Annotated in this window: 13 protein-coding genes; 8 read left to right on the top strand and 5 right to left on the bottom strand. The window is 63.6% G+C overall.

Features of this window, described 5'->3' with window-relative positions; all coding sequences use genetic code 11:
* The first annotated feature begins 111 nt into the window (after positions 1–111).
* The 6 genes from JHX88_RS11760 to JHX88_RS11735 all read left to right on the top strand — a co-directional run bounded on the left by JHX88_RS11760 (position 112) and on the right by JHX88_RS11735 (position 5697).
* A complete protein-coding gene (locus JHX88_RS11760; protein WP_076527100.1) occupies positions 112–507 on the top strand; it encodes a cytidine deaminase in 396 nt (131 codons plus the stop codon).
* Positions 504–1793 (top strand): thymidine phosphorylase, encoded by a 1290-nt coding sequence (locus tag JHX88_RS11755; RefSeq protein ID WP_076527018.1) that lies wholly within the window; start codon positions 504–506, stop codon positions 1791–1793. The genes JHX88_RS11760 and JHX88_RS11755 overlap by 4 nt, the downstream gene beginning before the upstream one ends.
* Positions 1786–2973 (top strand): phosphopentomutase, encoded by a 1188-nt coding sequence (locus JHX88_RS11750; RefSeq protein ID WP_076527019.1) that lies wholly within the window; start codon positions 1786–1788, stop codon positions 2971–2973. Before JHX88_RS11755 ends, JHX88_RS11750 begins: the two co-directional genes overlap by 8 nt.
* The gene (locus JHX88_RS11745) at positions 2961–3929 is read left to right on the top strand and encodes an adenosine deaminase (protein WP_076527020.1); all 969 of its coding nucleotides are present in this window, start codon (positions 2961–2963) and stop codon (positions 3927–3929) included. The genes JHX88_RS11750 and JHX88_RS11745 overlap by 13 nt, the downstream gene beginning before the upstream one ends.
* A complete protein-coding gene (gene upp / locus JHX88_RS11740; RefSeq protein ID WP_076527021.1) occupies positions 3926–4561 on the top strand; it encodes a uracil phosphoribosyltransferase in 636 nt (211 codons plus the stop codon). Before JHX88_RS11745 ends, upp begins: the two co-directional genes overlap by 4 nt.
* Positions 4562–4632: 71 nt before the next feature.
* Positions 4633–5697 carry an SPOR domain-containing protein gene (locus JHX88_RS11735; RefSeq protein WP_076527022.1) on the top strand — a complete coding sequence of 355 codons (1065 nt, stop codon included), beginning with the start codon at positions 4633–4635 and terminating at the stop codon, positions 5695–5697.
* A gap of 34 nt (positions 5698–5731) precedes the next feature.
* Here the strand turns inward: JHX88_RS11735 and scpA are convergent, their stop codons facing one another.
* Positions 5732–7867 carry a methylmalonyl-CoA mutase gene (gene scpA / locus JHX88_RS11730; RefSeq protein WP_076527023.1) on the bottom strand — a complete coding sequence of 712 codons (2136 nt, stop codon included), beginning with the start codon at positions 7865–7867 and terminating at the stop codon, positions 5732–5734.
* 57 nt (positions 7868–7924) lie between these two features.
* On the opposite strand from scpA, the gene JHX88_RS11725 reads away from it, so the two are divergent.
* Both JHX88_RS11725 and JHX88_RS11720 read left to right on the top strand, forming a co-directional pair.
* A complete protein-coding gene (locus tag JHX88_RS11725) occupies positions 7925–8446 on the top strand; it encodes a DUF4174 domain-containing protein (protein ID WP_076527024.1) in 522 nt (173 codons plus the stop codon).
* A gap of 99 nt (positions 8447–8545) precedes the next feature.
* Positions 8546–8755, top strand: coding sequence for a hypothetical protein (locus JHX88_RS11720; RefSeq protein ID WP_076527025.1), 210 nt, complete (start codon positions 8546–8548; stop codon positions 8753–8755).
* Here the strand turns inward: JHX88_RS11720 and JHX88_RS11715 are convergent.
* From JHX88_RS11715 to JHX88_RS11700, 4 genes are all read right to left on the bottom strand, one after another.
* Positions 8721–9302, bottom strand: coding sequence for a hypothetical protein (locus tag JHX88_RS11715; RefSeq protein WP_076527026.1), 582 nt, complete (start codon positions 9300–9302; stop codon positions 8721–8723). The genes JHX88_RS11720 and JHX88_RS11715 overlap by 35 nt on opposite strands.
* A gap of 4 nt (positions 9303–9306) precedes the next feature.
* The gene (locus tag JHX88_RS11710; protein WP_076527027.1) at positions 9307–11304 is read right to left on the bottom strand and encodes an acetyl-CoA carboxylase biotin carboxylase subunit; all 1998 of its coding nucleotides are present in this window, start codon (positions 11302–11304) and stop codon (positions 9307–9309) included.
* Positions 11305–11410: 106 nt separating this feature from the next.
* Complete coding sequence (locus JHX88_RS11705; RefSeq protein WP_076527028.1) at positions 11411–11632, bottom strand: hypothetical protein; 222 nt, start codon at positions 11630–11632, stop codon at positions 11411–11413.
* 75 nt (positions 11633–11707) lie between these two features.
* Entirely contained in the window at positions 11708–11947 is a 240-nt protein-coding gene (locus JHX88_RS11700) for a hypothetical protein (protein ID WP_076527029.1), read from the bottom strand.
* Positions 11948–11971: the final 24 nt, after the last annotated feature.

Raw genomic sequence — 11971 nt, 5'->3', positions numbered from 1 at the left:
GGTTAGTTCACCGTTAAACCATTTCTGCGGCGGGGAACAGGAGGGTTCGGCTTGCGTTGGCACCGGATGACGCGCAAAATTCGGGTCATAATCGATGATATGGGGAAGGTGATGTCACTACTGGATGCGGCGCGGGAAGTGCGCGACTCGGCTTATGCCCCCTATTCGCATTTCAAGGTGGGGGCGGCGATCCGTGGCGTTTCGGGGACCGTCTATCGCGGCTGCAATGTCGAGAATGTCGCCTATCCCGAGGGCACCTGCGCCGAGGCCGGGGCCATCGCCGCGATGGTGGCGGCGGGCGAGACCGAACTGGTCGAGGTGACCGTCATCGCCGACAGTCCAAGTCCCGTGCCGCCCTGCGGCGGCTGCCGCCAGAAACTGGCGGAATTCGGGCGCGCGGATACGCCTGTCCTGCTGGCCACGACCGAAGGTGCGACACTGGCCACGACCATCGGGGAGCTTCTGCCGGGGCGGTTCGATTCGGGCCATATGGGCAGGACAGCATGACCGATCCGCGCAGTGTCATCGCAGCAGTCAGGGACGGGCGCGGGTTGGATGGTTCCGGCGCGGCACTGATTGCCAAGGGTTTAGCCGATGGTTCTGTCTCGGATGCGCAGGCCGGGGCTTTCGCGATGGCCGTCCTGACCCATAGATTGGGGGAGAAGGGCCGGGTGGCGCTGACAAGGGCGATGCGGGATTCCGGGCATGTGATGCGGTGGGACCTGCCGGGGCCAGTGGTGGACAAGCATTCGACCGGCGGGATCGGAGATACGGTCAGCCTGATCCTCGCCCCTCTGCTGGCGGCGCGGGGGGTGTTCGTGCCGATGATCTCGGGACGGGGCCTTGGCCATACCGGCGGCACCCTGGACAAGCTGGAGGCGATCCCCGGCTTCATTTGCGATCAATCCGAGGAACAGTTTCGCCGGATCGTGAAGAATACCGGCTGCGCCATCGTTGCCGCGACCGCTGATTTCGCCCCTGCTGACCGGCGCCTCTACGCGATCCGCGACGAATCGGCGACGGTCGAGTCGATCGACCTGATCACCGCCTCGATCCTGTCCAAGAAGCTGGCGGCGGGGCTGGATGCGCTGGTGTTGGACGTCAAGGCGGGCTCGGGCGCGTTCCTGGCAAACGCGGATTCCTCGAATCGACTGGCGCGGGCATTGGTGCAGACCGCGAACGGGACGGGATGCCGGACTTCCGCGCTGATCACCGAGATGGATCAACCGCTGGCCCGCAGCGCCGGGAACGCGCTGGAGGTGGCCGAGGCGATCCGGGTGCTGCGTGGCGAAAAAGGAGCCTTGCGGGATCTGGTGCTGGCGCTGTCGGCGGAATGCCTGGACCTGGCGGGGCAGGGGGCGGATGGGCTGGAACAGGTTCTGGACAGCGGGGCCGCTGCCGAAGCCTTTGGCTGCATGGTCGCGGCGCAGGGTGGGCCTGCGGATCTGATTGACCGGCCCGAGGCTTATCTGACCGCTGCCCCGGTCAGTCTGCCGATACCTTCGCCTGAGGGGGCGGTGGCCGGGATAGACGTGACCGCCCTGGGTCACGCCGTTGTCGCCTTGGGCGGTGGGCGCGTCCGGGCCGGAGAAAAGATCGACCATCGCGTGGGCCTGTCCGCTCTCGCCAAGCTGGGCGAGCCGGTCGGCCCCGACGCGCCGCTGGCCATGGTTCATGCCGCCGATGACACCGCCGCCGAGATTGCCATCGCTGCGGTGCAGGCCGCTTACCGGATCGGTGAACCGGCTACGCCCGGCCCACTGGTCCGCGATAGGGTTTCCGCTGATGACTGAGAACCGTGCATTCCTGATCGTCATGGACAGCGTCGGCATCGGCGGCGCGCCGGATGCCGACTGTTTCTTCAATGATGGCAAGCCCGATACCGGTGCCAATACTCTGGGCCATATCGCGCAGGCGCAACTTCTGCATCTGCACCATCTCGACCGCTTGGGGCTGGGTGCCGCCATCCGCCTTGCCAGCGGGTTGGAGGCGCCCGGGCTGGATGCCGAGCCGCAAGGGCTGTGGGGCGCGGCAACCGAGATCTCTGCGGGCAAGGACACCCCGTCGGGTCACTGGGAGATGGCGGGCGTTCCGGTGCCTTGGGAATGGCATTATTTCCCCAAGACCGTCCCGGCATTCCCGCCCAAGGTCACGGCGAAGATCTGCGAATTGGCGGGGACCGAGGGAATTCTGGCGAATTGCCACGCCTCGGGAACGCAGGTCATCGAGGATTTCGGGGATCGACATATCCGCAGCGGCTGGCCGATCTGCTACACCTCGGTCGATAGCGTGTTGCAGATCGCCGCGCATGAAGAGCATTTTGGCCTCGACCGTCTGCTGGCGCTCTGCGAGGGGCTTGCGCCGATGCTGCACGAGATGCGGGTAGGCCGGGTGATCGCGCGACCCTTTGTCGGAGAGGCTCCGGGGCAGTTCAAGCGCACCCCGAACCGCCGCGATTTCGCAATAGCGCCGCCCGCCGACACGATCCTCGACATTGCCGCGAAGGCAGGACGGATCACCCATGCCATCGGCAAGATCGGCGATATCTTCAGCCATCGCGGCATTACTCATCTGCACAAGGGAAAATCCGACGCCGATCTGGCCGAACATCTGGTGCGGCTCGGGCAAGAGGCCGAGCCGGGCAGCCTCACCTTCGCCAATTTCGTCGAGTTCGATACGAATTTCGGGCATCGGCGTGATGTGCCCGGCTACGCTTCGCATCTTGAATGGTTCGATGGCGTAGCTGGCCGGTTCCTCAATACGCTCCGCCCCGGAGATCTGGCCATCTTCACCGCAGATCACGGCAATGATCCAAGCTGGTTCGGCACCGATCACACGCGAGAGCGGGTTCCGGTTCTGGGCTTCGGCCTGGGCCGGCGCGAAATCGGGCAGGTCGGCTTCAGCGATATCGGTGCCTCGGTCATGGCGCATCTGGGTTTGCCCGCCCCGCAACATGGGACATCCTTCCTGTGAAAAAGATCGAACTTCACCTGCATCTCGAAGGGGCCGCGCCGCCATCGTTCATCCGTGCGCTCGCCGCCGAGAAACATGTCGATCTGTCGGGGATCTTCGATGCGCAAGGCCACTACGCCTATCGCGATTTCAACGAGTTCCTGCGGATCTACGAGGCTGCGACCAGCGTGCTGCACAGCCCGCAGGATTTCGCGCGCCTGCTGGCAGAGGTGCTGGAACGCTCTGCCGAGCAGGGGGTGATCTATACCGAGGTTTTCGTTTCTCCTGAATTCTGCGGCGGGGCCGATCTGGCGGCTTGGCGCGATTATCTGGCGGCAATGACCGAGATTGCCGAGCGGATGCAAGGGCAGGGCATCGGCAGCCGAGGCATCGTCACCGCCATCCGCCATTTCGGTCCGGAACGGGCGAAGAAATCCGCGCTTTGCGCTGCGGAAACGGCAGGCGGCTGGATCGCCGGTTTCGGCATGGGCGGGGCCGAGGCGGTGGGTGCCGCGACGGATTACGCGTGGAGCTTCGATTGCGCGCGCGAGGCCGGGCTGGGGCTGACCTGCCATGCCGGTGAATGGGGTGGTCCGGAAAGCATACGGCAGGCGCTCGCGCTTGGCGTCAGCCGGATCGGCCACGGTGTCCACGCCATCGAGGACCCCGCGCTGATCCGCGATCTGGCCGCGCGCGGCACCGTTCTCGAAATCTGCCCCGGCTCGAATATCGCTTTGGGGATTTATCCCGATTGGCCCGAGCATCCGATTGCAAGGCTGATGGATGCCGGGATCAGGGTGACCGTCTCGACCGACGATCCACCGTTCTTCCACACCAGCATGCGGCACGAATATAATCGCCTTGCCGATGCCTTCGGATGGGGCGAAGAGGAATTCGGACAAATCAACCGATGGGCCATCAGCGCCGCCTTCTGCGACGAGGCTACGCGCGAAGGGCTGAGAAAGGAGTTCCCGTGACCAAGCAGCATCTGACCATCATCGATCACCCGCTGGTCCAGCACAAGCTGACGATCATGCGCAAAAAGGATGTCTCGACAGCCGGTTTTCGCCGGTTGCTGCGCGAGATCAGCCTGCTTCTGGCCTATGAGGTTACGCGCGAACTGGAGCTGACCGATACGACCATCGAAACGCCGATCTGCGAGATGCAGGCCCCCACGCTGGAGGGCAAGAAGCTGGCGCTGATCTCGATCCTGCGGGCGGGGAACGGGCTGCTTGACGGGATCCTCGAAATGATCCCCTCGGCGCGGGTGGGCTTCGTGGGACTTTACCGCGACCCCGAGACGCTTCGGCCGGTCGAATATTACTGCAAGGTGCCCAACGCGCTGGACGCAAGGATGACCATCGTAGTCGATCCAATGCTGGCGACCGGGAATTCCTCGGTGGCGGCCATCGACAAGCTCAAGGAACATGGCGCGAAGAACCTGCGATTCCTGTGCCTTCTGGCCGCGCCCGAAGGGGTCGAGCGGATGCGCGAGGCCCATCCCGACGTGCCGGTCTTTACCGCCGCGCTGGACGAGCGGCTGGACGATCACGGCTATATCGTGCCGGGCCTTGGCGATGCGGGCGACCGGATGTTCGGGACGAAATAGCGCGGGATTAATCGCCGCTTCAGGGTTTCGCTCTATGCGTGGTTCAAAAGGTCAAATCACGCAGGTGGCTGATGCGGAATATCTGGAGCTTGCTTTTCCTGGCGGTGCTGACTGGTGCCGCGCAGGCCACGCCCTCGCCATTGCCGCCCGACAGCTTCGCGGGCGAGCAATATATCGATGGGCGGGGCTGTGTCTTCAACCGGGACGGTCACGGCTGGACGCCCCGCATCGATAGCCAGGGCAAGGCGATTTGCGGCTTTCCTTCCAGCCTGTCGGTCCGGCGAACCGATCCTGACACGGTATCGGTCCTGCCCCAAGAGGACTCTTCCGCGCCACCTGATGCAGAGAAATTGCTGCGCGAACAGCTTGCCGCAGGACTGAGACAGGGAGAATTCACGGCCGATCCGCACGATCCCGAACCGCGTCGTGAGCCTGCGATTCCCCTGGGCGACGGCGGGATGAGCGCCGGTATCGAGGCGTTGGCACGACAGCAAGAGGTGATACGGGCCAGCATGGCGGGCATGTCCCCCGGCTCCGATCTTTGTGCGAGGCTGGGCTATCAGCCTGATCCGAACCCAAGGCCGATCCTTGGCGGGGACGTGACGCAGGGATTGTGCCCCGGCATGCATGCCACGGAACCGATGGAGCGGGTCATCACGGGACAACGGGTGACAGAGGGTGAGACATCTGCACGACAGGGGCAGCATGAAAAACCGACTGCCGGATCGGTGAAAGGCACTGACGCGGAACAAGCTGTCGATTCCGGACGGCAGGCCAAGCTCTCTGACACGGCGAAACGACCGAAAGCGCGCACCAGCAAGGTCGCGGCATCGGCGGGCGGGTCGAAACCTGTCCGCGATGAGCCGGTGTCAGGGAATGCCCCGACACCCCGACCCAAATTGATTCCGGCCTCTGCCCGCTATGTCCAGATCGGGAACTTTCCGGATGACGACAGTGCCCATGCTGCCATCCGCAAGCTGGCGGCGATGGGTTTTCCCGTGGCCCGAGGCCATGAGCGCGGCAAGGATCGAAAACACCCGTTGATCCTTGCCGGTCCTTTCAACGATCGCCGCTCTTTGGTCGCTGCGCTGAACATGCTTCGCGGGGCGGGCTATGCGAGTGCCGTGGCCCGCTGAGCTGCCGGCTCGGTCGACAGGTCCTGTGCGGGCATCACTCGCTGCGCGTCTCGCGGATCAGCCGCAGGATATCGGCGGCGGCGGCGGGAATGTTGGTCCCCGGTCCGAAGATCGCCTTCACCCCGGCCTTTTGCAGGAACTCGTAATCCTGCTGCGGGATCACGCCGCCGCAGATCACCAGGATGTCGCCTGCGCCCTGCGCCTTCAGTGCATCGATCAGCTTGGGTGCCAGCGTCTTGTGACCGGCCGCCTGGCTGGAGATACCGATCACATGCACGTCGTTGTCCAGCGCGTCCTGCGCGGCCTCTTCCGGGGTCTGGAACAGCGGCCCCACATCGACGTCGAAGCCGATATCGGCGAAAGCGGTCGCGATCACCTTGGCGCCGCGGTCATGGCCGTCCTGACCCATTTTGACCACCAGCATACGCGGGCGGCGGCCCTCTTCCTCGGCGAATTTCTCGACATCGCGCTGGATCGCGGCAAAGCCTTCATCGCCCTCATAGGCGGCGCCGTAAACCCCGGCCAGCGTTTTCACCTCGGCGCGGTGGCGACCGAATTCCTTCTCCATGGCCATGCTGATCTCTCCGACTGATGCACGGGCGCGGGCGGCCTCGACAGCGGCCTCCAGCAGGTTGCCGCCCTCGCGGGCACAGCGCGTCAACTCGTCCAACGCCGCCTGACAGGCTGGCTCGTCACGGGTTGCGCGGATTTTCTCCAGCCGGGCAATCTGGCTGTCGCGGACCTTCACATTGTCGATGTCGAGAATGTCGATCGGGTCTTCCTTGTCCTTGCGGTACTTGTTGACGCCGACGATCACCTCGTCGCCCCGGTCGATCATCGCCTGGCGGCGGGCTGCGGATTCCTCGATGCGCAGCTTGGGCATGCCGCTTGCCACGGCCTTGGTCATGCCGCCCATTTCCTCGACTTCTTCCATCAGCGCCCATGCCTTCTCGGCCAGTTCGGCGGTCAGGCTTTCGATATAGTAGGACCCCGCCAGCGGATCGACGACATTGGTGATTCCGGTCTCTTCCTGCAGGATAAGTTGCGTGTTCCGCGCGATCCGGGCGCTGAAATCGGTGGGCAGAGCGATGGCCTCGTCCAGCGCGTTGGTATGTAACGATTGCGTGCCGCCAAGCGCCGCTGACATCGCCTCGTAGGCGGTGCGGACGACATTGTTGTAGGGATCCTGCTCCTGCAGGCTGACGCCCGACGTCTGGCAATGGGTGCGCAGCATCTTCGAGCCGGCCTTCTGCGCGCCGAATTCGGTCATGATCCGGTGCCACAGCAGACGCGCCGCCCTCAGCTTGGCGATCTCCATGAAGAAATTCATGCCGATGGCAAAGAAGAACGACAGCCGGCCGGCGAAGGCATCGACATCCATGCCCGCCTCGATGGCCGCCTTCACATATTCGCGCCCATCGGCCAGCGTGTAGGCCAGCTCCTGCACGAGGTTCGCCCCGGCCTCCTGCATGTGATAGCCCGAGATCGAGATCGAGTTAAAACGCGGCATCTGGGTCGAGGTGAACTCGATGATGTCGCTGATGATCCGCATCGAGGGCTCGGGCGGGTAGATATAGGTGTTGCGGACCATGAACTCCTTGAGGATGTCGTTCTGGATGGTTCCCGACAGCACCGAGCGATCATGGCCCTGTTCCTCTCCGGTGACGATGAAACTCGCCAGCACCGGGATCACCGCGCCGTTCATGGTCATCGAGACGCTGACCTTGTCCAGCGGAATGCCGTCGAACAGGATCTTCATGTCCTCGACCGAGTCGATGGCCACGCCCGCCTTGCCGACATCGCCCACGACACGGGGATGGTCGCTGTCATAGCCGCGATGCGTCGCCAGATCGAAAGCGACCGAGACGCCCTGCTGACCGGCCGCCAGACCACGACGATAGAAGGCGTTGGATTCCTCGGCGGTGGAAAAACCCGCATATTGCCGAATCGTCCAGGGACGGCCCGCATACATCGTGGCGCGGGGGCCACGGGTGAAGGGGGCAAGGCCGGGCAGGCTGCCCATATGTTCCAAGGTTGCGGTGTCGGCCTCGGTATAAAGCGGTTTGACAGTGATATCTTCCAGCGTTTGCCAGCTGAGGCTGTCGAGTTCGCGGCCCTTCAGCTCTTTCTCGGCCAGCTTGCGCCAATCCTCCAATGTCGGTTTTGTCATGATCTGTCCTTTCCCAAAGGCCGCCTCTTCCTATATTCAAATGAGGAAGAGGTGCCGATGAAGTTGAAATTCCTGATATTCGTGATGGCGCTGGCCGCCATGGGTCCGGCGCGCGATGCGCCACCCCCCAGAGATGTACCGGCGGCCGAACCCGCCCGTCCGATGAGCCCGGAGGAAATGGGCAATGCGGACGAGCCGGAAGCGGAGCGGCCCGAATTGTCGGTACATGAGGCAACCGAGGTCTCGCCCGAAGATTTCAAATGGACTTCGCGCCCTGTCGTGGTCTTTGCGGATACGCCCAATGATCCCGCCTTTATCGAGCAGATGCGGGCCTTGGAGAATGCCCCCCGAATGCTGATCGAGCGTGATGTGGTGGTGGTCACCGATACGGAACCGCAATCGGGCAGCGACTGGCGGCGGAGATTGCATCCCCGGGGATTTTCGCTGGTGGTCCTGGACAAGGACGGGCAGGTCAAGCTGCGCAAGCCGCTTCCCTGGGATGTGCGCGAGATCAGCCGCGCGATCGACAAGTTCCCGTTGCGCAGGCAAGAGATCGGGCGAGCAAGGGTGGTGCCATAGAATTTGCCGCGATGCAGCTTCGGATTGCGAAATGCTGTTCGCGGCCCTATATTTGGTACAGGACGGCGAATATGCCCGTTCGTGACCGGAGGAAGCGACATGGCGAAATCGACCAGTTTGCGCAAGGAAAAGCAGCCTTCCACCCCGGCTGTAAGTGCCGAAAGGTTCGAACAGTTGCGTTTGCGCCTGCGGGGCATCCTGCAGGACAGGAAGGAATTCCTGGACAAGAACGGTTCGGTCAATGACGTGACCTCTGCCTTGGGATTGACGCCCATCACTGGCCGCTCCGGTCCGCGCTCGTTCTATTGATCGGCACCGCCTTGCGCTGCAGGCTCGCGGCAAGCGCATTGACGGCCTCGCGGCCGGTTTCCAGAGTTTCGCTTTCAATCGCGACATAATCCAGAAACATGCTCGTGGCGCGATCGGGATCGTCCGTGATCAGGCGAAGTATGTCCTGACCGAGCGCTGTTCGTACCGTCAGCAGGCGGTAATAGCGCACAACCGGGTCTATGGTCGCCTCGGGCAGCATATGCGCATCCGCGATCACGGCCCGGAAAATCCTGTCATTCGCGTCATGCGGCAGAATCGGCGCATAACCTTCGGACAGCATGCGCTGCATCGCGTGCTCATAGGGGGAATCCTTCATCTGCCGTTCCAGCACCACGACATGCGCCCGGATCTCGGCCAGAAGCGCGCGCTGCATGTCGTTGATCTGTTCGCGCCGCAGCACGAGGTCGCGGCGGCGTGACAGCGCATGGGTCCAGAACCAGCCCATTGCCACGACGCCACCGCCGACGATGGCGGTGACAAGGGCCGCGACGACCCGTTCGTTCCATATGAGCGGCTGCCAATCCAAGGGGCTATTCGAACTCCATGATCACGTCATCGACCTTCAGGCTGGCGCCAGCCTCGGCATTGATGGATTTTACCACGCCCTTCCTTTCGGCGCGCAGGATATTCTCCATCTTCATGGCTTCGACCGTGGCCAGTGCCTGACCTTCCTGCACCTCGTCGCCCGCGGCCACGTTGATCTTCACCACCAGCCCCGGCATCGGGCAGAGCAGGAATTTCGACGTGTCCGGTGCGATCTTCTCGGGCATCAGCCGGGCCAGTTCGGCGGCACGGGGGCGGCGGACATGGACGCGCAGATCGGTGCCACGCGTGCGCAGGCGAAAGCCCGCCGCGATCTTGTCCACCTTCATCACCAATGGTTGGCTATCGACCAGCATCCGGGCCAGCGACTGCCCCGGCCTCCAATCGCTTTCGACCCGCAGGTCGCGGCCTTCGACATGGACCGTCGCGCCGTCGCGATCAGCGCTGATCTTCACCGGCAGATCGCGATCCCCGACAAAAACGACCCAGTTCTCGCCGACATGGCGCTCGTGATTGTCCAGTCGTCCGCTGATCCGGGCGCGCCGGATTTCGCCCACGCGATGCATCGCCGCCGCCGCTGCCGCGATGCGGGTGACATCGCTATCGGCAGGTGTGGCACCCTGGAAACCATCGGGATATTCCTCGGCGATGAAAGCGGTGGTGATGTCGCCCGCGACGAATTTCGGGTGATCCATCACCGCTGACAGGAAGGGCAGGTTGTGGCCGATCCCCTCGACCTCGAATTCGTCCAGCGCGACCCGCATCGCCTCGATCGCTTCGCCGCGAGAGGGGGCCCAGGTGCAGAGCTTGGCGATCATCGGGTCGTAGAACATGCTGATCTCGCCGCCCTCGAACACGCCGGTATCGTTGCGCACGACATGGGCTTCATCCGCGACCTCGGCGGGGGGGCGATAGCGGGTCAGGCGGCCGATCGAGGGGAGAAAACCGCGATAGGGATCCTCGGCGTAAAGCCGCGATTCGATGGCCCAACCGTTGATCGTCAGATCCGATTGCGCGAAGGGCAGTGCCTCGCCGGCGGCCACGCGGATCATCTGCTCGACCAGGTCGACGCCGGTGATCAGCTCGGTCACGGGGTGTTCCACCTGCAACCGGGTGTTCATTTCGAGAAAATAAAAGTTCCGCTCGCCATCGACAATGAACTCGACCGTTCCGGCGCTGGTATAGCCCACCGCCTTGGCCAATGCGCAGGCCTGTTCGCCCATCGCCTTGCGCGTCGCCTCGTCGAGGAAGGGCGAGGGGGCCTCTTCGATGACCTTCTGGTTGCGGCGCTGGATCGAGCATTCGCGTTCATGCAGGTAAACGCAATTGCCCTGGCTGTCAGCCAGCACCTGGATCTCGATATGCCGGGGTTGGGTCACGAATTTCTCGATGAAGATGCGGTCGTCACCGAAACTGTTCGCTGCCTCGCTTTTCGAGGAATCGAAGCCTTCGCGCGCCTCGGCCTCGTTCCAGGCGATGCGCATGCCCTTGCCGCCACCGCCGGCGCTGGCCTTGATCATCACCGGATAGCCGATCTCGTCCGAGATCTTCACGGCCTCATCGGCATCCGCGATCAGACCCATATAGCCCGGCACGGTGCTGACATCCGCCTCGGCGGCCAGCTTCTTCGAGGTGATCTTGTCGCCCATCGCCTCGATGGCCGATGCCGGCGGGCCGATGAAGGCCACGCCCTCGGCCTCGAGCGCCTCGGCGAATTTCCTGTTCTCGGACAGGAACCCGTATCCCGGATGCACGGCCTCGGCCCCGGTCTGGCGGATGGCATCCATGATCCTGTCGATCACGATATAGGATTGGTTCGCCGGGGCCGGGCCGATATGCACGGCCTCGTCGGCCATCTTCACATGCAGCGCGTTGCGATCGGCATCGGAATAGACTGCGACCGTCGCGATGCCCATCTTGCGCGCGGTCTTGATGACGCGGCAGGCGATTTCACCCCGGTTGGCGATCAGGATCTTGTTGAACATTGCTTATCCTTGGCCGGAAGACATGAAAAAACCGCCCGCAACCGAATGGCCACGGACGGTTTCAATGAGATCGCGCCGCGGAAGGCCCCGCAGCGCCGTCAGAGTGTTATTCGCAAAGCCGCACGTCGTCGCAGAGCGCGCCACCGGCCGCGCCAATGGCAGCGGCCTTGTAGATGTCGCTTTCCTCGCGGCCACCGACCTTGGCGATGGTTGCGCCGGCGGCTGCACCCAATACGCCACGGTCGATATCGGTCGGCCTGATGTTCTGCGTGCACCCGGCCACGAAAGTCGCGCCAAGTGCGGCTGCCAGAGCGATTGTCTTGCCCATGTCAGATATCCTGTCCTGTTGTTGCTACGGTCATAACGCGGACCGAGCCGTTTTGGTTCACGGTATCTGCGGGACTCAGTAGCGGCGCTGGCAAACGCCCGCGTCGTCGCAAAGCGCACCGGCCGCACCGCCGAGCGCGGCGCCGGTTGCGACATCTTCGTCAAGCGCCTTGGCAAGAACGCCACCGGCAATCGCGCCACCGGCTGCACGCTGCGCATCGGGCGAAAGGCCCGTCTGGTAACCCTGAGCGCAGGCCGACAGAGCTGCGAGGGCAAGCGAAGCGCCGGTAAAACGGATAATTTTGGAAACTTGCATGTTGTTCCTATGCCTGTATTCGAG

Source organism: Paracoccus saliphilus (assembly GCF_028553805.1).
GTDB classification, from domain to species: Bacteria; Pseudomonadota; Alphaproteobacteria; order Rhodobacterales; family Rhodobacteraceae; genus Paracoccus; species Paracoccus saliphilus.
Note: the sequence above shows the minus strand (reverse complement) of the source record. Positions and strands in the feature narration are given on the sequence as shown.

Bases quoted from the DNA above. Each gene is read 5' to 3' on its own strand.
- JHX88_RS11750 (WP_076527019.1), top strand. From the start codon at position 1,786: ATGACTGAGAACCGTGCATTCCTGATCGTCATGGACAGCGTCGGCATC.
- JHX88_RS11760 (WP_076527100.1), top strand. From the start codon at position 112: ATGTCACTACTGGATGCGGCGCGGGAAGTGCGCGACTCGGCTTATGCC.
- JHX88_RS11735 (WP_076527022.1), top strand. From the start codon at position 4,633: ATGCGGAATATCTGGAGCTTGCTTTTCCTGGCGGTGCTGACTGGTGCC.
- scpA (WP_076527023.1), bottom strand. From the start codon at position 7,867: ATGACAAAACCGACATTGGAGGATTGGCGCAAGCTGGCCGAGAAAGAG.
- JHX88_RS11720 (WP_076527025.1), top strand. From the start codon at position 8,546: ATGGCGAAATCGACCAGTTTGCGCAAGGAAAAGCAGCCTTCCACCCCG.
- JHX88_RS11755 (WP_076527018.1), top strand. From the start codon at position 504: ATGACCGATCCGCGCAGTGTCATCGCAGCAGTCAGGGACGGGCGCGGG.
- JHX88_RS11700 (WP_076527029.1), bottom strand. From the start codon at position 11,947: ATGCAAGTTTCCAAAATTATCCGTTTTACCGGCGCTTCGCTTGCCCTC.
- JHX88_RS11710 (WP_076527027.1), bottom strand. From the start codon at position 11,304: ATGTTCAACAAGATCCTGATCGCCAACCGGGGTGAAATCGCCTGCCGC.
- JHX88_RS11705 (WP_076527028.1), bottom strand. From the start codon at position 11,632: ATGGGCAAGACAATCGCTCTGGCAGCCGCACTTGGCGCGACTTTCGTG.
- JHX88_RS11725 (WP_076527024.1), top strand. From the start codon at position 7,925: ATGAAGTTGAAATTCCTGATATTCGTGATGGCGCTGGCCGCCATGGGT.